This is a genomic window from Denitratisoma sp. (genome assembly GCA_032027165.1).
Classification (GTDB): domain Bacteria; phylum Pseudomonadota; class Gammaproteobacteria; order Burkholderiales; family Rhodocyclaceae; genus Desulfobacillus.
Genome location: JAVSMO010000001.1, coordinates 866,032 through 884,640, shown reverse-complemented (window position 1 = coordinate 884,640; position 18,609 = coordinate 866,032). Strand labels below are relative to the sequence as shown.

Below are 18,609 nucleotides of genomic sequence, written 5' to 3'. Positions count from 1 at the left end.
GGCTGGCACGGGGGTTTTCAAGCCGGGGTGCTCCCTGTATTCTGATTTCCTATATCGAAAGTAATACTTGATCGTTCCACTCCCACAAACGGATGCTCCCGATTCGGCTCGGTCGGGGGAGGGCTTCATGGCAACGCTGCGCGGCTGGGCGCTGCCGATCCTTGCGGTGGCGGTGCTTGCCGCCACGCTTTCATGGGACGCCTGGCAAAGCTATCGTCGCAACCTCGAGCAGGAGTACCGTTACCTCGATTCCCATGCCCGCATCGCCGACGCGCAGCTCTCCGGCGCGCTGCGCGCGGTAGACCTGAGCCTCCAGGAAATCGCCAACCTCCTGCATCCCCCATCCTCGAAGAACACCGCCGCGCTGAACGGCATCCTGGCCGACCGGGCCAGCCGTTTTCCCGAAATGCGCGTCGTCTTCGTCAGCGACCGGAATGGCCGGATCGTGGCGATTTCGGACCCGAAGTACGCCGGATTCGACGCCTCCGGCCGCGAATACTTCGCCCATCACCGCGACGCCCCGAAGCCGGGCGGGCTATTCGTCTCCCGACCCTATCTTTCGGCCCAGAACCAATACGTGGTCGCCATCTCGCGCGCGCTATTCGATGCGGAAGGGGGCTTCGCCGGCATCGTCGGCGCATCGATCGACCCCGAATTCTTCAAGGCGGTGCTGGAAACCGTCCGCCCCGAGGGCAGCGGCCATGCCCTGCTGGTGAACACCGACGGGGATATCCTCTACGACGTGCCGCAGCCCGAACTGACCGGTAAGAATCTCAAGGGAGGCCTCGCCTTCGAGGCGCACCTCGCAGCGGGATCACGCACGACCCGCCACCTCAACCCCGTCAAGTTCACGGGCATCGAACGCGCCTCGGTCCTGCGCCGCCTCGATGTCAATCCCGGCCTGATCGTCTTCGTTTCGCGCGACTACGACGAGGTTCTGGCGGCATGGCGAGGCAACCTGCTCAACCGTATCCTGATGTTCGCTGCAGCAGCAGCGGCAATTTTCTATCTGGGCTGGCTCGGCCGCCGCCGCCAGGATCAGCTGGCCTCGGCCAAGGCCGACCTGCAAAGGCTGATCGTCGAATCCCCCCTGCCGATGATGATCGCCCAGGGCGCAGGCCATAACGTCATTTTCCTCAACCGGCGCTTCAGCGAGCTCACCGGCTACGAGAGCGCCGACCTGCCCGACGTCGGCCACTGGTACCGTCTCGCCTACCCGGATACCGAATACCGCCGCAGCGTCCGCCGGGACTGGCAGGCGCACTACGAGCGGGCGAAGGACTGCGGCGGGACGATGCCGCCGTTCGAGGCCGCCATCCGCTGCAAGAACGGGGAGGAACGCACCTTCGACTGCTACCTGACGCGCTTCGACGACCGCGCCGTCGTCGTCTTCGTGGATCTCACCGAGCGGCGGCGGCTGGAAGCCGTCCTGCGCGAAAGCGAAGCGCAGCTGCGCAAGGCGCAGGAGATCACCCATATCGGCAGTTGGTCGCTGGACCTGCACGACAACCGGCTGGCCTGGTCCGACGAGGCCTATCGCATCTTCGACGTCGTGCCCGGCACTCCGCTCACCTACGAGCTGTTCCTCTCGCGCGTGCACCCCGACGACCGCGAGGCGGTAAACCGGGCCTGGATGGCCGCTCTTGGCGGCGCCCCTTACGACTTCGAGCACCGCATCGTCGCCCATGGCGAAACGCGCTGGGTCCGCGAACTGGCCGAACTGGAGTTCGACAAGGACGGCAAGGCCCTCGCCGCCGTCGGCACGGCCCACGACATCACCGAGAAGAAGCAGGCCGAACTGCAAATGCGCCTGGCCGCCACCGTCTTCGAAAGTTCGCGCGAAGGCGTCACCATCACCGACCTGCACCGCAACATCATCTCGGTCAATCCGGCCTTCACCGCGATCACCGGCTACGCGCAGGAGGAGGTGATCGGCAAAAACCCGCGCCTGCTCCAGTCCGGCCGCCAGGACGCGGCCTTCTACAAGACGATGTGGGATTCGATCGACTACAGGGGCTACTGGAGCGGCGAGATCTGGAACAAGCGCAAGAACGGCGAGATCTATGCCGAAATCCTCAGCATCTCGGTGGTGACGGACAGCCAGGGCAGGCCGACGCACTACATCGGCGTGTTCACCGACATCTCGGAGCGCAAGCGCGCCGAGGACGAGATCCGACAGCTGAATGCCGACCTCGAGCGGCGCGTGCGCGAGCGCACGGCGGAGCTGGAAAACTCCAACCGCGAACTGGAATCCTTCAGCTACTCCGTCTCCCACGACCTGCGCGCGCCGCTGCGCGCCATCGACGGTTTCAGCCACGTCATCGCCGAGGACTACGGCGAGGCCATCGGCGAGGCCGGCCGCGACCACCTCCAGCGCATCCGCCGGGCGACCCAGAAGATGGGCACGCTCATCGACAACCTGCTCGACCTGGCCCAGGTCAGCCGGCAGGAACTGCGGCCCCACCGGGTGGACCTCAGCCAGGTCGTCGCCGAACTGGCGCAGGAACTGGCCGAGGCGCATCCGTCGCGCCAGGTGGCCTGGGCCATCCAGCCGGGGCTGAGCGTCGCGGGCGACCCCGTCCTGCTCAAGGTGGCGCTGAACAACCTCCTGCGTAACGCCTGGAAATTCACTGCGCACACTGCCGACCCACAGATCGAATTCGGCCGCCGGGAGGCCACCGGGGAATACTTCATCCGCGACAATGGCGCCGGCATCGACATGGCCTACGCCGACAAGCTGTTCCAGCCCTTCCAGCGCCTGCACGACCCCAAGGATTTCGAGGGCACCGGCATCGGCCTGGCCATCGTCCACCGCGTCATCCGCCGCCATGGCGGCAGCATCCGCGCCGAGAGCGCGCCGGGCCAGGGCGCCGCCTTCCTCTTCACCCTCGGCTAAGGTCCCGGCTTTTCAAGCCCGCATAATCGGCGCATCATATCCCGGCGGGTTTCGACATCCATCCAGGAGGGAAACACATGAGCAACGAACAGTTCGCGGAAATGCACCGGAAAAACCTCGATGCCGCCATGAAGCTGACGCAGATGTCGCTGGAGAACTCCAGGCGCATCATGGAGCTTCAGGTTGAGACGGCGCGCGCACTCTTCGAAGAGAGCGTGAAAAACGCCCGGGCGCTGACCGAGGCGAAGGATCCGCAGGATGCGCTGGCCCTGCGCACCCGCTTCGCCCAGGAAACCTCGCAGAAGATGATGGAGGCCATGCGCGAAATGGCCGACATCACCTCCGAGGCGCAGAGTGCGTTCAACCGCATGCTGGGCCAGCAGATGGCCGGCACCAGCCAGGAAATGATGGACAACTTCAAGAAGATGATGTCGGTGAGCGGCCTGCCCGGCGGCGGCGAGGACGCCTTCGCCACCATGCAGAAGGCCTTCGGCACCGCCAAGGACGCCTTCGACCAGATCGCCAAGGCCTCGGCCGCCGCCTTCACCATGCCCGGCACGGGCAAGGGCAAGAGCGTAAAAGTCCAGTGATGCTTCAACCGTGAGGGACGGACGTTCCGTCCCTCACGTTTCCCACTTCTCCGCCGCGACGTCGTCCGACTCGCGCGCGTCGACCCAGCGCCCGCCCTCCGGGGTTTCCTCCTTCTTCCAGAACGGCGCGCGGGTCTTCAGGTAGTCCATGATGAACTCGCAGGCGGCGAAGGCGTCGCCGCGGTGCGCGCTGGCGACGACCACCAGCACGATATTGTCGCCCGGCTTCAGTTCCCCCACGCGGTGGATCACCGTGGCGTCCATGACATCCCAGCGGCCGCGCGCCTGTTCGACGATCTCCTCCAGCGACTTCTCGGTCATGCCGGGATAGTGCTCCAGTGTCATCCGCGAGATGCCGGCGCCGTCGTTCGAATCGCGCACCAGGCCGACGAAGCTCGCCACGGCGCCGATGTCCGTGCGGCCGCGCGTCATCGCGGCACACTCGGCGCCGAAATCGAAGTCTTCGGTCTGCACGCTGATCTTCACGCTAGCCACCCGTCACCGGCGGGAAAAAGGCCACCTCGTCGCCATCGCGGATCGATGCATCCATCGCCGCCATCCGCTGGTTCACCGCGATGCGCAGGTTTTTCGTCTTCCCCAGCGCCTCCCAGGCGCCGCCGCGCGCAACGAGATGGGCATGCAGCTGGCCGACATTGCCGACCCCGGCCGGCAAGGCCAATTGCTCGGAGGACTGGCCGAGCGCCTCGCGCAGCCCGGCGAAATAGAGAACTTTAAGCATGATTCAGTATAACAACTCGGAAAACGGCAGAAAGCGCACCAGCTCGCCGCGTTGCACGGCCTGCGCCGGCGGATTGTCCACCACGCCGTCGGCCCAGGCGCAGGAGGTCAGCACGCCCGAGCTCTGGTTGGGGAACAGGTCGAGTCCGCCATCATTGTTGATGCGCACGCGCAGGAACTCGCGCCGCCGGTCCGGCTTCGGCCAGTCGAAGTCGGCGCGCATCATCAGGCCGTGCGGCGCCGTGACGCGCGCGCCCTGGCAGGCGAGCAGGAAGGGCCGCACCAGCATCAAAAAGGTGACGAAGGTGGACACCGGATTGCCCGGCAGGCCGATGAACGCCGTGTCGCGGCGACTGACTTTGCCGAATGCGAGCGGTTTCCCGGGTTTTATCGCGATCTTCCACAGGTCGAGGGCGCCTTCCGCCTGCACCGCCGCCTTGACGTGGTCTTCCTCGCCGACGGAGACGCCGCCGCTGGTGATGATGACATCGCTCTCCGCCGCCGCCTCGCGCAGCGCGGCGCGCGTCGCCTCCAGCGTATCGCGCACGATGCCGAGGTCGCGCACCTCGCAGCCGAGCGCGGCAAGCAGCCCGCGCAGGGTGTAGCGGTTCGAGTTGTAGATGCCGCCCGGCTTGAGCGTCTCGCCCGGCATCGACAGCTCGTCGCCGGTGAAGAACACCGCCACGCGCAGCCGCCGGAACACCGGCAGCGTCGCCAGCCCCACCGAGGCGGCCAGGCCGATGTCCTGCGGCGCCAGCCGCGTGCCGGCGGCGAGGATTTCGGCGCCGTTTTGAATGTCCTCGCCGGCGCGGCGGATGTTCTCGCCGGGGCGCGGCACATGGTTCACCTGCACGACGCCCTCGCCGGCATGCTCGCACAACTCCTGCATCACCACCGCATCGGCGCCCTCCGGCACCGGCGCGCCGGTGAAGATGCGCGCCGCCGTGCCGGGCTGGAGCGGCGTGCCGACGCTGCCGGCGGGGATGCGCTGCGCCACCGGCAATCGAACGCCCGAAGCGGCGATGTCGGCAAGACGCACGGCATAGCCGTCCATCGCCGAGTTGTCGAGCGGCGGCACGACGATGCCGCTCGCCTGCGCACGCGCCAGCGTGCGGCCGGCGGCGGCGACGGTATCCACCGCCTCGATCTCCGTCACCGGGCGGGCGGCGGCGAGGAGCTTATCCAGGGCTTCGTCGAAGGACAGGAGGCTCATTTCAACTCCAGCAATTGCACGATGAACTGCGCGATGGCGTCCGGGTCGTTGATGTCCAGCACCGGCAGCGTCGTATCGATTTTCGCATCGCTCGCCACGGCGACGATGTTCGGGTGCTCGGTATGGATCGGCGGCTTGCCGACCGAGGGCCGGTACACCTCCAGTTTCGGAATCAGGTCGTTGGTCTTGTAGCCTTCCACCAGGGCCAGGTCGCAGGGCGACAGCAGTTTGATCTGCTCTTCCAGCGTCGGTTCCCGCTCGCCGCGAAGCTCGTGCATCAGCACCCAGCGCTGGTTCGAGGTGAGCAGCACCTCCGAGCAGCCGGCCTCGCGGTGGCGGTACGAATCCTTGCCCGGCTGGTCGATGTCGAAGCCGTGGTGGGCATGCTTGATGAGCGAGACCTTCAACCCGCGCGCGACGAAGCGCGGGATGAGCTGCTCGATCAGCGTCGTCTTGCCCGAGCCGGAATAGCCGGCGAACCCAAAAACCTTCATGAAGCCCCTTCAATCCTCGGCACCGTCAGCACCGGCGCGAAGCCGCCGCCCGGCGTGCGGAAATTCGTCGTCTGCCCCTGGTACAGGCGCGCCGTCACCAGCTGCACCCGCCCCCGATACGTATAGTTGCGCAGGTCGATCTTCAGTTCGACCTGCTCGGCGTCCGTGCCGACGCGCCGCGCCGAGGGCGGCACCAGCGCCTGCACGACATAATCGCCCTCGAGGATCTCCTCGAACACCCGCTTGGTCAGCTTGTCGCCGCGGTAGGCCGCCCGCCCGCCGAAGCCGGCGGCCGGCTTGAAGAACAGCTGCTTGCGGCGCGCCCACAGGTCCTCGGCCTCCTCGCGCCGCACGCGGCGCGTGCGCGGGATGCCGCCCAGCAGCACGGCGCGCGTCGCCTCGTCGACGCCCAGTTCGGCGAGCACCGCCTCGTCGGTCAGCAGCGTCAGGTTGCGCTTGTCGGCGTAGAGGGCATGGGCGCGCGGATGCGGCGTCAGCACCACCGCCCCCGCCAGCCAGGCCTGCCGCAGCGCGGCGCTGGCCGGCGTCTCCAGGCCGAAATCCGTCAGCCGATTGTAGACCAGGTCGATGCGCTCGCCGCCGAGCCGCAGCGCGCCGTCCGCAAATGCCAGATCCGCCGGATCGCAGACGACCGCCGCGATGCCATGGCGCTCGAAGAGCTTCCTGAAGAGCAGGAATTCCGGGTAAAGATATTGCTCCTGCGGCTTCTCATCGACGATGGCGATGCGGCGCAGCAGCGCCCCGCCCCGCTCGGCGCGCCACTCCTCGCGGAACATGTCGACGTAGTCCTGCTCCAGCGTCGGCGCCGGATGCACCCCGGGCAGCATGGCGGCCACCTCCTCGCAGCAGGCGAACTGCGCCTGCGAGAGGGCGGCATTCAGCAGGCCGCCGCCGGCATTGGTGTTGATCTCGATGAGCTGCGGGCCGTCCTCCCCCAGATGGAAGTCGTAGCCCATGAAGACGCCGGCTGCGGCGGTCTCGTGCCGCGCCGTCTCCGGCGCCCAGGCCAGCACGCGCTCGGCCCAGGCCGGCAGCGCCGCCACGCGCTCCACCGCCGCGACGACCTCGGCCATGCGCTCGACGCTGGCCTGGCCGAGGAAAACGGTCGTCTGGGCGAAGAGGTGCGGCCGCTCCTCCTCGATCAGGCGGATCATGTCGGCGCCGGCCTCGCCCTGCGCCAGGGCGCGGCGCAGCCTGTCGCGGTCCACGCTGACGCACTGGCAGTCGCGGTTGAGGGTTTCCGCCAGGCGGATGCATTTCGAGCTCATCAGGTACTCACAATCGTATCTAGGCCTTCCTGTTCGCGGAACACCGGTTCGGCGAGCAGGAAGACGCTGAATTCGGTGCCCTCGCCCAGGCGGCTGTCTACCGATATGGTGCCGCCGTAGCGCTCGATCAAGGCCAGCGAGATGGAAAGTCCGAGACCGGTGCCCTGGGTCTTCTTGGTCGTGAAGAAGGGATCGAACACCCGCGCCAGGTTCTCCGGCGGAATGCCCGCGCCGGTATCGCGCACGCCGATGCGCACGCCCTTGCCCTCCCAGTTCTCCGTGACGAAGGCCAGGCGCCCGCCGGCCGCCATGGCGTGGATGGCGTTGACGGCGAGGTTGATCAGCACCTGCTGCAGCTCGTTGCGGTTGAGGCGCACCGGCTGCGTGGCGCGCAGTTCCTGCACCACCGCGATGTCGCCCTTCTTCAGTTCGTGCCGCACCAGCACCAGGCAGTCGGCCACCACGGCGTTGACGTCCACCGTCTCCACGTAGCCGGCGAATTCGTCGGGGCGGGCGAACTGCAGCAGCTTGGTGACGATGACGCGGACGCGGTGGATCTGCTCGTCGAGCAGCCTGAGCTCGTTCCGCGCCGGCGCGGCGGCCTCGCCCAGTTCCTCGCGCAGCAGGTCGAGGTTGCCCTGCATCACGGCGATCGGGTTGTTGATCTCGTGCGCCACGCCGGCGGTGAGCTGGCCGATGGCGGCGAGCTTCTCCGAGCGCACCAGCTGCTTCTGCGCGGCGCGCAGCTCCTCCAGGGCGAGGGCCAGCTCGCGCGTGCGCTCGATCACCTTGAAGTCGAGTTCGGTGTTCAGGCGCGACAGCTCGGCATTGCGCTCGTGCAGGGTGTCGAGCAGCCGGTCGAAGTGCTCTGCCAGGCGCGCGATCTCGTCGCGGCCGGGCACGGCGCCGACGCGCGCCGTGACGTCGCCCGCCTCCACCGCCGCCATCGTCGCGTCCATGGTCTCCAGCGGCTTGAAGACGCGACGCGCCCGCCACAGCAGCAGCGCGCTGCTGGCCGCCATGACGGCGGCGAAGAGGCCGATCAGCGTGGCGAAGATGGTGTGCTTGACCCGGGCGAAGGGCGTCTCGAGGTAGCCGACGTAGAGCATGCCGACGCGCCTGCCCGCGCCGTCGAGCACCGGCTCGTAGCCGGAGACGTACCAGTCGTTCACCACGAAGGCCGAGTCGAGCCAGGTGCGCCCCTCGCCCAGCACGGCGTCGCGCACCCTTTGCGAGACGCGGGTGCCCAACGCCCGCGTTCCGGATTCTCCGCGGTCGCCGCCGAACAGGCGCACGTTGGTGGCGATGCGCACGTCGCCGAGGAACAGCGTGGCGGTGCCCTTGCTGCCGAGCGGCAGCGAGCCCTCCGGATAGACGATGTCGTTGATGGTGTCGACGAAGTCGAGGTTGTGGTTGAGCATGACGCCGGCCACCACCACGCCGGCGAGGCTGCCCTGGGCGTTCCATACCGGCGCGGCGGCATGGATCAGCATGCCCTGGGTTTCCTCGCTGCGCGGGTCGGGCGCGGCGTTCGGCGTCGGCACCAGCGGCACGCGGGCCCGCTGGGCCAGTTCCGGCGAAATCTCGGCGAGCTGCGCGGCGTTGAAGATGTCGATGGCCACGCTCTTGCGGCCGTCGAGGGCTTCGCGCACCACCGGCCAGTCCTGCCAGCGGCCGGCGGGCGTGTCGCCGCTGGCGGCAATGATGCGGCCCTCGGCGTCGAGCAGGCGCACGAAGTCGAAGCGCTCGCTGGCGGCGGCCTGCTGCAGCAGCTCGCGCAGGCCGCCGTTTTCCATGGCGCGCGCCAGCCGCGCCGAATCGGCGAAGCCGGCGACGGCGCGCCGGTTGGTGTCGAGCACCCGGTCGAGATACTGGTGGGCGGTGATCAGCTCCGCGCTGACGCGCGACACCAGCAGCTTGTCGTAGGCGGCATCGCCCCAGTAGAAAAGCAGGCCGGCCAGCCCCGGCACCATCACCAGGGGCGGCAGCAGGACGATCAGCACCAGCTTGGCGCGGACCGAGCCGAGGAAGTCAGGCCAGCGCATCGCCCGCCTCCGCCGTGTCGAAAAACGCCACCGCCTCGTCCTCCTCTCGCGTGCGCCGCATCGGCGGCAGGGAGCGCCAGACGCGCTTGCCGTAGGGCTTCGTGATGAGCCGCGGGTCGCAGATCATCAGCACGCCGCGGTCGCTCTCGTCGCGGATCAGGCGGCCGGCGCCCTGCTTGACGCTGATCACGGCGCGCGGCAACTGGTATTCCATGAAGGCGTTGCGGCCCTCCCGCTTCATGTGCTCGATGCGCGCCGCCAGCACCGGATCGTCGGGCGGCGCGAAGGGCAGCTTGTCGATGACGACGAGCTGCAGCGCCTCGCCGCGCACGTCCACGCCCTCCCAGAAGCTCTGGCTCGCCACCAGCACGGCGTTGCCGAGGCGGCGGAAGCGCGCCAGCAAATCGCTCTTGCTCCCCTCGCCCTGCAGCAGCAGCGGGTGGTCGAAGCCCTCGTTCGCGAAACGGTCTTTCAGCAGCTCGTGGATGCGCCGCATGGCGCGCAGGCTGGTGCACAGCACGAAGGCGCGGCCGCGGCTGGCATGGATCAGCGGCCAGGCCGCGTCGACCACCGCCTCGTTGTACTCGCGGCTGTTCGGGTCGGGCATGGCCTGCGGCGCGTAGAGCAGCGCCTGGTTCGGGTAGTCGAAGGGGCTTCCCCAGCAGCCGGTGTCGGCGGGATTCTCTCCGCCATTCAGGCCGAGTTCGTTGCAGTAGTGCGAGAAGTCGCTCTCCACCGCCAGTGTCGCCGAGGTGAATATCCAGGCGCGCGGGTGGCCTTCCATCTGCTTTTTGAAGACGTCGGCGATGACCAGCGGCGTGGCGTTGAGCGCCAGCGACTGGCTGAACACCTCGGCCCACCTGACCAGGCCCGGCTCCTCGACGTCGCGCCAGCGCTTGAGCACGACTTGCAGTTCCTGTGCGCGGCGCCAACAGTGCTCCAGCCCCTCCGAGCGTTCCGCCTGCGTCTCCAGCAGCGCGCCGAAATGCGCCAGTTCGGTGGCCGTCCTGTCGAGCGCCTCGAGGAAGGCCGGCGGCAGCTGCGCCGCGGCGAAGCGCGCGTTCTCGCCGGGCACCGCCAGGCGCAGGTCGCGCGCCGCCTTCTCCAGCAGGCGGGCGCCCTCCGGCAGGTCGAGGAAATCCTTCGCCGCGGCGAGACCCTCCAGGCGCGCGTCGCGCGCCAGCTCGACGAGCTGCGCCGTCGACACGCTCTCGCCGAAGAACAGGCTGGCCGTCTCCGGCAGCTGGTGCGCCTCGTCGAAGATCACGGTGTTGCAGGCCGGCAGCAGCTCGGCGACGCCGGTGTCGCGCAGCATCACGTCGGCAAAGAAGAGATGATGGTTCACCACCACCACGTCGGCCGCCTGCGCCTCGCGCCGCGCCGCCATGACGAAGCACTCCTTGGCGTTCGGGCATTCCTGGCCGAGGCAGTTGTCGCGCGTCGAAGTCGCCTGAGCCCAGGCGCCGGAATCCTCCGGCACGGCGGCGCATTCGGCCTTGTCGCCGGTCGTGCTGGTCTTGGCGAAGCGGGCGATGGCGAGGATGTGGCCGGCCTCCTCGCGCGAGAGGAAGCGCCCCTCCGTGCGGGCACGCTCGAGGTGGTAGTGGCAGACGTAGTTGGCGCGGCCCTTGAGCAGCGCGAGGGTGGCCGGCGCCTTCAGCGCGTCGCGCACCGTCGGCAGGTCGCGCTGGAAGAGCTGGTCCTGCAGGGTCTTGGTGCCGGTCGACACGATCACCTTGCCGCCGGCCAGCAGCGCCGGCACCAGGTAGGCGAAGGTCTTGCCGGTGCCGGTGCCGGCTTCCGCCACCAGCACGCCGTGCGACTGGATGGCGGCGGCGATGCGCTCCGCCATCTCGACCTGCTGCGGGCGCAGGCGAAAGCCGGGAATGGCGCGGGCGAGCGCGCCGTCGGCGGCAAAAACGGTGGAAAGTTCGGGCATTTACGGTGCAGGGACGATGCGCAGAATGGTAGCACGGCCAATGGGGCCATCCGGTGCGAATCGAAGGTGTCCGGCTGCGGGCTTGGTCCGGTTGGATGCTATGATAAATTCATTGGAACACCGAGTTCCGCGGGGGTATGCGCTCATGCAACCGGACAAAAAGAAAAAATGGCAGCTTTCCCGCCCAGCCAGGATCTCGCTGGGCTATCTGGCGACAGCCGTGCTGTGGATATTGGTTTCCGACGCGCTGACCGCCACGCTCGTCCAGGATCACGAAACGCACTTCCTCGTCCAGTCCTGGAAGGGGCTCGGCTTCGTGACCGTGACGGCGCTGGTGATGTACGTGCTCATGCGCACGCCGGCACCGGCCGCCGCGGCCGCGCCGGACACCCACGGCGCCGTGCTGCTGGGACTGACTTTCCTGCTGCTCGTCGCGCTCATCGCCGGCACCGGCACCCTCGCCTATCGCCACCAGGCCACCGCCTTCAAGAAGCAGCAGCATAGCCAGCAAGCCGCCATCGCCGAGCTCAAGGCCGTCCAGATCCGGCGCTGGGTCGACCGGGGTCACCAGCAGGCGGAAATCCTGCGGCGCGACCCGGACCTCCTCGAGGCCGCGCGGCGGCTCGCGACCGACAACGCGCCGGACGCAGACCGCCACGTCCGCCTGCATTTCGATGCCCTGCTCGAAGCCGGCGAGTGGACGGCGATCGGCCTCTACGCCGCGGACGGCCGCCCCCTGCTGCAGGCCGGCGAGGCCCGCGAACCCGAAACCGCGCTCAGGCAGGCGATCGCGCACACCGCCGCCGACGGCGGCTTCCGCCTCCACGACGTGCATCCCGTCGATGCCGCCGGCCGGACCTACCGCATCGACTTCCTGCTGCCGCTGCCGGAAGCCGCGGGCGTGCTGGTCCTCAGCGCCGATCCGCTCGCCCTGCTGTTTTCGATGGCGCAGTCCTGGCCGATTCCGAGCGATTCCTCGGAAGCATTGCTGCTACGGGTGGAAGGCGACCACGTCGTCTTCATCACGCCGCCGCGCCGCTCGGGCGCGCGCCCGACGGAGCAGCGCGTTCCGCTCGCCGATACGGCCTTGTCGTCGCCCAGGGACCGGAAGGACGGAAAAGGCATCTTCGAGGGCCGGGACTTCCGCGGCATCGAGGTCATTGCCGCCTTCGAAAGCGTGCCCGGCACGCCCTGGCACATCGTGGCCAAGACCGACACCGAGGAGGTGCTGCGGCCGCTGCGCCGGCAGGCCGGCCAGATATTCGCCATGGTCCTGCTCGCGATCGGCATCTCCGCCCTGTTCGTCGTCCTGCTCTGGCGCAACCGCCAGGCCGTCCATGCCGCCAGCGAGCGGCAGGCGCAGGCGGAGCGGACGGCGCTGGCCCTCCGCTTCGAGGCGCTGTTCCAGCAGGCGCGCGACATCATCCTGCTCGCCGACCCGGCGGGCCGGATCGTCGAGGCGAACGAGGCGGCGCTCGCCGCCTACGGCTACACGGCAGAGGAAATCCGCACGCTCCAAATCCGCGACCTGCGCGACCCGGACTCGCTCGATTCCCTCGACCGCCAGTTCAACGCCGCCGACAGGCCGGGCGGCATCCAGTTCGAGACCGTGCACCGGCGCAAGGACGGCAGCCCGTTCCCGGTGGAAATCAGCTCGCGCGTCGTCGAGATCGGCGGGCAGCGCTTCCGCCAGAGCTTCATCCGCGACATCGGCGAGCGCCGGCGCGCCGAGGAAACCGTGCGCAGGCAGCTCGACGAGCTGCGCCGCTGGTACGAGGTCACCCTCGACCGCGAGGACCGCATCGGCGAACTCAAGGCCGAAGTAAACGCATTGCGGCAGCGGCTCGGCGAACCGCCCCGCTACGGACAGCCGCAGGACGCCGCGCCGCCCAGCGAGGCGCATCCCTCCAAGGCCGCTCCGACATGAACGCGCCCCTCTCCGTCCTGATCGTCGAAGACTCCGCCGACGACGCCCGCCTGCTGGTGCGGCATCTGCAACAGGCCGGCCACGAAGTCCTGCATGAGCGCGTCGAAACGGCCGGGGCGATGGCCGCCGCGCTGGAAAGGCAGCACTGGGACGTCGTGCTGTCCGACTACCGCCTGCCCGATTTCGATGCCGGCGCCGCGCTGTCCCTCCTGCAGGAGAGCGGGCGCGACATTCCCTTCATCGTCGTCTCCGGCGCCATCAAGGAGGAGGCCGCCGTCGAGCTGATGCGCCGGGGCGCCGACGACTTCATCATGAAGAGCAATCTGTCGCGCCTCGCCCCGGCGGTGGTGCGCGAGCTCGCCGATGCCGGCGAGCGGCGCGAGCGGCAAAGGGCCGAAGCCGCCCTGCGCGAGAGCGAGGCACGCTTCCGCGCCATGGCCGACTCCGCGGCCGACGCCATCGTCGCCGCCGACGACGACGGGATCATCCGCTACTTCAGCCGCGGCGCGGAAACCGTCTTCGGCTACGCCGCCGCCGAGGCCCTCGGCCAACCGGTCACCCTGCTGATCCCCCCAAAGCACCATGACGCCCACCGCACCGGCATGCGGCGCTACCTGGAAACGCACGAATCCCGCATCATGGGCCGGGTCGTCGAGATCGAAGGGCGCCGGAAGGACGGCAACCCCTTCCCGATCGAGATCGCGCTGTCGGCGGCCGGGGTGGGCGGCCGCACGCAGTTCACCGCCGTCATCCGCGACATCACCGCGCGCAAGGCCCTGGAAGCCGAGCTGCAGCGGCGCATCGAGGAGAACGCGCGCGCGCGCGCCGCCCTGCTCAGCCTGCTGGAGGACCAGCACGCGGCGGCGGCGCAGATCCGCCGCCTGTATACGGCCTACGCCGTGCTCAGCCAGACCAACGAGGCCATCGTCCGCATTGGCAGCCGCGACGAACTGTTCGAGCGGATCTGCCATATCTGCGCGGACACCGGCGGCTACCTCGGCGCCTGGATCGGCCTCATCGACGAGGCCACGGCCAGGCTGGCGCCCAACGCAAGCGCCGGCAACCTTGGCGATTATCTGAGCAGCATCGGCATCAGCCTCGATCCGGCCCTGCCGGAAGGCCGCGGCCCCTCGGCGATCGCCCTGCGCGAAGGACGCCCCTACTATTGCAACGACTTCCTCGCCGATCCGGCCACCGCGCCCTGGCACGAGGCGGCCCGGCAGGCCGGCATCCGCGCCTCGGCCGCGCTGCCGCTGACGCGCCGCAACTTCGTCGTCGGCGCGCTCAACCTGTATGCGGCCGAGGCGGGCGTCTTCGACGCGCAAACCTGTACCCTGCTCGAGGAGATGGCCAAGGATGTCTCCTTCGCCCTCGAGAACTTCGACCGGGAGGCGCTGCGGCGGCTGGCCGAGGAATCGGTGCGGGAGCGGGAAATCCTGTTCCGCAGCGTCGTCGAACAGAACATCGCCGCCATCTTCATGCTTGACGGCGGGCGCTTCGTCTTCGCCAACCCGCGCGCCTGCGAGATTCTCGGCTATGCGCCGGGCGAGCTCGACGGCAGGGAGATCCTGCCGCTGGTCGCCGAGGCGGATCGGGCCAACGTCGCCGAGATGCTGCGCGCCGTCGCCGCCGGCGAGGTGGCATCGGTCGAGCGCAACCTCACCGGCCTGCGCAAGGACGGCGGCACGGTGGACATCGGCGCGCGCGCCACGCTCGCCCATCTCGAAAGCAAGCCGGTGATCCTCGGCGTGGCGCAGGACATCGGCGAGCGCAGGAAGGCGCAGGAGGAGATCGAGCGCTACACGCGCAAGCTGGAGCACGCCATGATGGCCACCGTCGAGGCGGTCTCCGCCATGGTCGAACTGCGCGACCCCTACACCTCCGGCCACGAGCGCCGCGTCGGCGAACTCGCCGCCGCCCTCGGCGAGGAGCTGGACTTGCCCGCGGAAACCGTCATCGGCCTGCGCATGACCGGCTACGTGCACGACATCGGCAAGATCAGCGTGCCGGCGGAAATCCTCAGCAAGCCGGGGCGGCTGACCGACCTGGAATACGAGATCATCAAGAACCACGCCCGCAGCGGCTACGACATCCTGAAGGGCGTGGAATTTCCCTGGCCGCTGCCCGAGGTGATCCTGCAGCACCACGAGCGCCTCGACGGCAGCGGCTACCCGCAGCGCCTGAAGGGCGAAGCCATCATCCTCGAAGCGCGCATCCTCGCCGTGGCCGACGTGGTCGAGTCGATGGCCTCGCACCGGCCCTACCGGCCGGCGCTCGGCATCGACAAGGCGCTGGAAGAGATCGAGCAGAACAGCGGCCGGTTCTACGACCCGCAGGTGGCCGCCGCCTGCCTGCGCCTGTTCCGCGAGAAAGGCTACGAGCTGCCCAAGTGACTCAGGGCAGCTCCTCCACCTTCAGCTGCACGCGCCGCCCCGTGCTGCTGCCGCGCGAGGAATAGCGCGTCAGGCCGGAGGATTCGCCCGCGCGCTCCTCGACCGAGCCGCCGAGGTCGATCCACTCGCCCAGCCGCCCCGACACCGTGGTGGTGAGGCGCTGCACGTTGGCGCTGCCCGGGCCGTAGGCGCCCGGCGTGTCGTGCGTCGGGCTGATGGTCAGCGTGACGTTGTCGCCGGCCAGCTGCGGCTCGGCGCTGAAGCCGGTGCCGAGGTCGCGGTACACCACCGACTCCGACACCACCGCCCCGCCCGGCCCCAGCACCACCTGGCGCAGCGGCACCGGTACCGAGGTGCCGACGTTGATGAACGCCCTGCCGCCCTCCACCACCTGCACCTGCTGCGCGACGCGCTCGGCGCCCGCGCTGCGCGAATCGTAGACCTGGCCGCGCACCGCGTCGCCGCCTCGGCGCACCTCCACGCCCGACCCGCCGATGACGGTGCGGCGGCTCTCGATGCGGACATCGCCCGAACCCACCCGGCCCGACACCTCGCCGCCGCGCGCCACGGCCGTGCTGTCCGTGTCCTGCCGCACCGAGATCACCAGCCGCCGCGGCGGCCGGTCGATGGCGCCGAGCAGCTCCCTGATCTGGCGCCGATTGGCCTCGGAAGCGCGGATGAATATCTTGTTGTTCATGCCCGAGAGCGTGCCGCCCGGCTCGACGAAGGGCCGCAGCTGCGGCAGCACCTGGTCCGCCGTGCGGCTCTTCAGGTCGATGATCTCCAGCTGCTGCTGGGCATGGGCCGCACCGGAAAGCAGCGCCAGCAGGCAGGCCAGCGTAAATACGATCTTTAGCATGATTCCTCCCGCCAATAGAGTTTCTGCGCGGGCCGAACGGTCAGACCCGCTTGACAGCAATCTTGTAGACGAAATTTCTCTCGCGTCGGCCGACTGCAACCACCACGACCGTCACCGTCCTGTCCTCGACCTGGTAGACGAGGCGATAGCCGGCGCTCTTCAGCTTGATCTTGTAGCAATCCGGCATGCCCGACAGGCGGGCCGACTCGACGCGCGGACGCTCCAGGCGCTCGGCCAGCTTTTTCTTGAACTGTTCCCGGATCGGCGGATCGAGCTTCTTCCACTCCTTCAGCGCCGACTCGCGGAAGGCGAGGCTATAGGTCATCGAGCGAGACCTTAATCTTGCGCTCCTTCTGGCGGCTGCGCACCAGCGCCGCCAACTCGACATCCTCAAGCTTGTCCATCAACAGCTCGAACGATGCCGCCGGCACCAGGTAGGCCGCCGGCTTGTTGTGGTTGAGAATGGCAACCGGAAACCCCTCCGCCTGCTCGATGACGGCGGTCGGGTTCTTCTTTAGGTCGGTGACGCTGACCGAGGCGTCCGCATAGACTTTTTCCATGGGCTCTAATTAGGTCTTAATAATGGTCATAAAATAGCCCATATCGCCGTCTTGCGCAAGCTGACTTTGCCAGGGAGGCCCGTCAAACCCGGTCGAGAGGGCTCGTCACGCCGCGGCCGCCTTTATTGAGCACGTGGGTGTAGATCATCGTCGTGCTCACGTCGGCATGGCCGAGCAGTTCCTGCACCGTGCGGATGTCGTAGCCGCCTTCCAGCAGATGCGTGGCGAAGGAATGGCGCAGGGTGTGCGGCGAGACCGGCTTGACGATGCCGGCCTTCTCCGCCGCCGCCTTCACCGCCCGCTGCACGCGCTTTTCGTCGATGTGATGGCGGCGCTCCGCGCCCGAACGCGGATCGACGGAGAATCCGGCGGCCGGAAAGACATACTGCCACCCGATGGCGCGCGCCGCGTTCGGATACTTCTCCGCCAGGGCGTGCGGCAGCCAGACCTCGCCGCGGCCGCGCGCCAGGTCCGATTCATGCACCTGCCGGGCCCGGGCGATTTGCGCGCGCAGCGGCTCAATAAGCCGCAGCGGCACCATGGTGACACGGTCCTTGCCACCCTTGCCGTCGCGGACAACGATTTCGTTGCGTGCCAGGTCCACGTCCTTCACCCGCAGGCGCACCCCTTCCAGCAGGCGCATCCCGCTGCCGTAGAGCAGGCTCGCGATCAAATGCAGTTCAGCATCGCCGATCCGCTCCAGCAGGGCTGATGCCTCCTCCCGCGTCAGCACCGTCGGCAGGCGCGCAGGCTTCTTTGCCCGCGTGATCTCGTCGAGCCAGGGCAGTTCGATCCCCAGCACCTCGCCGTAGAGGAATAGCAGGGCCGACAGCGCCTGGGCCTGCGTAGCCGCGCTGACGTTGCGCTCCACCGCCAGGCTGGTGAGGAACGCCTCGACATCGGCCTTGCCCAATTCCCGCGGGTGGCGCTTGCCATGGAAGTGAATGTAGCGTTTAATCCATCCAACATATGCCGTTTCGGTACGCAGGCTGTAATGCTTCAGGCGCAGCCGATCGCGCACCTGGGACAGCAACCGGGGTGGCGAAGAGACCGATCCGGTGTTTTCTATTGAAAATGTTTTATTGGACATCTCGTTAGCTTTGTTATGTTATTTTTTCATTATTATCCATGCGTTACGAATTCTAGCAATTCCAATGTACTTGTCCAATAATATTTTATTTGTCTTTATGTCGTCTACTTTACGTTAGCCATCATGAACTCGCTCTATGCCTATGCGGAAGCGAAGTCGGTTCTTCTCAGCATCCTCAACCGCGAGGCCACGCTGCATGAGTCAGGCCGCTACAGCGAACTCGGCGAAAACTATGACGAAGTTGACCAAAGGCTTCCGCGCAATGGTGGCCCCGAATTCGCAAAGTTGCTCCTTGCACTTGACTTCTGGTCTGGCTGGCTCGACTCAGCCGAACACGACTGGTTCTTTTACGAGCCAATTCACGAAAACGACTGGCCCAAATTGGCCCGCGCCATCGTGCGCGATCTGGAAGCAGATCGCGAGCCTAATGATCCTGTGTTGCTCAAACATTTCGCACCTAGACCAAAGGGGCCCTCCTTGCTTTCACGAGTTCGCGCATTGTTTTCGGGGGAGAACTAATGGCTAACATGGCGCTCAACCTCGCTCCCTTCGGTCGCTGGACTCGCCAAAGCTGCG

The 18,609-nt window shown here is 67.9% G+C and carries 16 protein-coding genes; 5 read left to right on the top strand and 11 right to left on the bottom strand.

Annotated features, from left to right (window positions below):
* Positions 1–127: 127 nt before the first annotated feature.
* Together ROZ00_04245 and phaP are read left to right on the top strand one after the other, a co-directional pair.
* A complete protein-coding gene (locus ROZ00_04245; GenBank protein MDT3735420.1) occupies positions 128–2,896 on the top strand; it encodes a PAS domain S-box protein in 2,769 nt (922 codons plus the stop codon).
* A 77-nt stretch (positions 2,897–2,973) separates the two neighbouring features.
* The gene (gene phaP, locus ROZ00_04240; protein MDT3735419.1) at positions 2,974–3,486 is read left to right on the top strand and encodes a TIGR01841 family phasin; all 513 of its coding nucleotides are present in this window, start codon (positions 2,974–2,976) and stop codon (positions 3,484–3,486) included.
* 33 nt (positions 3,487–3,519) lie between these two features.
* On the opposite strand, the gene moaE is transcribed toward phaP, so the two are convergent.
* Genes moaE through ROZ00_04205 form a run of 7 tightly spaced genes read right to left on the bottom strand, consistent with a single transcriptional unit; the run spans position 3,520 to position 11,204 of the window.
* On the bottom strand, positions 3,520–3,972 hold the full coding sequence (moaE, locus tag ROZ00_04235; protein ID MDT3735418.1) for a molybdopterin synthase catalytic subunit MoaE: 453 nt from the start codon (positions 3,970–3,972) through the stop codon (positions 3,520–3,522).
* Between the two features lies 1 nt (position 3,973).
* Positions 3,974–4,225 (bottom strand): molybdopterin converting factor subunit 1, encoded by a 252-nt coding sequence (moaD, locus tag ROZ00_04230; protein ID MDT3735417.1) that lies wholly within the window; start codon positions 4,223–4,225, stop codon positions 3,974–3,976.
* Positions 4,226–4,228: 3 nt separating this feature from the next.
* Entirely contained in the window at positions 4,229–5,437 is a 1,209-nt protein-coding gene (locus ROZ00_04225; GenBank protein MDT3735416.1) for a molybdopterin molybdotransferase MoeA, read from the bottom strand.
* Positions 5,434–5,931, bottom strand: a complete 498-nt coding sequence (gene mobB / locus ROZ00_04220) for a molybdopterin-guanine dinucleotide biosynthesis protein B (protein MDT3735415.1) — start codon at positions 5,929–5,931, stop codon at positions 5,434–5,436. The genes ROZ00_04225 and mobB overlap by 4 nt, the downstream gene beginning before the upstream one ends.
* Entirely contained in the window at positions 5,928–7,220 is a 1,293-nt protein-coding gene (locus tag ROZ00_04215; GenBank protein ID MDT3735414.1) for a hypothetical protein, read from the bottom strand. Before ROZ00_04215 ends, mobB begins: the two co-directional genes overlap by 4 nt.
* Positions 7,220–9,265 (bottom strand): cache domain-containing protein, encoded by a 2,046-nt coding sequence (locus tag ROZ00_04210; GenBank protein ID MDT3735413.1) that lies wholly within the window; start codon positions 9,263–9,265, stop codon positions 7,220–7,222. The genes ROZ00_04215 and ROZ00_04210 overlap by 1 nt, the downstream gene beginning before the upstream one ends.
* Positions 9,252–11,204, bottom strand: a complete 1,953-nt coding sequence (locus tag ROZ00_04205; protein MDT3735412.1) for an ATP-dependent DNA helicase — start codon at positions 11,202–11,204, stop codon at positions 9,252–9,254. The genes ROZ00_04210 and ROZ00_04205 overlap by 14 nt, the downstream gene beginning before the upstream one ends.
* Before the next feature lie 145 nt (positions 11,205–11,349).
* On the opposite strand from ROZ00_04205, the gene ROZ00_04200 reads away from it, so the two are divergent.
* Complete coding sequence (locus tag ROZ00_04200) at positions 11,350–13,131, top strand: PAS domain S-box protein (GenBank protein ID MDT3735411.1); 1,782 nt, start codon at positions 11,350–11,352, stop codon at positions 13,129–13,131.
* Positions 13,128–15,524: a PAS domain S-box protein gene (locus ROZ00_04195; GenBank protein MDT3735410.1), complete on the top strand. Its 2,397-nt coding sequence runs from the start codon at positions 13,128–13,130 to the stop codon at positions 15,522–15,524. The genes ROZ00_04200 and ROZ00_04195 overlap by 4 nt, the downstream gene beginning before the upstream one ends.
* Before the next feature lies 1 nt (position 15,525).
* Here the strand turns inward: ROZ00_04195 and ROZ00_04190 are convergent, their stop codons facing one another.
* The 4 genes from ROZ00_04190 to ROZ00_04175 all read right to left on the bottom strand — a co-directional run bounded on the left by ROZ00_04190 (position 15,526) and on the right by ROZ00_04175 (position 18,033).
* A complete protein-coding gene (locus ROZ00_04190; protein ID MDT3735409.1) occupies positions 15,526–16,383 on the bottom strand; it encodes a hypothetical protein in 858 nt (285 codons plus the stop codon).
* A 40-nt stretch (positions 16,384–16,423) separates the two neighbouring features.
* The gene (locus ROZ00_04185) at positions 16,424–16,708 is read right to left on the bottom strand and encodes a type II toxin-antitoxin system RelE/ParE family toxin (GenBank protein ID MDT3735408.1); all 285 of its coding nucleotides are present in this window, start codon (positions 16,706–16,708) and stop codon (positions 16,424–16,426) included.
* Positions 16,698–16,943: a type II toxin-antitoxin system prevent-host-death family antitoxin gene (locus ROZ00_04180; protein ID MDT3735407.1), complete on the bottom strand. Its 246-nt coding sequence runs from the start codon at positions 16,941–16,943 to the stop codon at positions 16,698–16,700. Before ROZ00_04180 ends, ROZ00_04185 begins: the two co-directional genes overlap by 11 nt.
* Before the next feature lie 82 nt (positions 16,944–17,025).
* Complete coding sequence (locus ROZ00_04175; GenBank protein ID MDT3735406.1) at positions 17,026–18,033, bottom strand: integron integrase; 1,008 nt, start codon at positions 18,031–18,033, stop codon at positions 17,026–17,028.
* Positions 18,034–18,156: 123 nt separating this feature from the next.
* On the opposite strand from ROZ00_04175, the gene ROZ00_04170 reads away from it, so the two are divergent.
* Complete coding sequence (locus ROZ00_04170) at positions 18,157–18,552, top strand: hypothetical protein (GenBank protein MDT3735405.1); 396 nt, start codon at positions 18,157–18,159, stop codon at positions 18,550–18,552.
* Positions 18,553–18,609 lie beyond the last annotated feature (57 nt).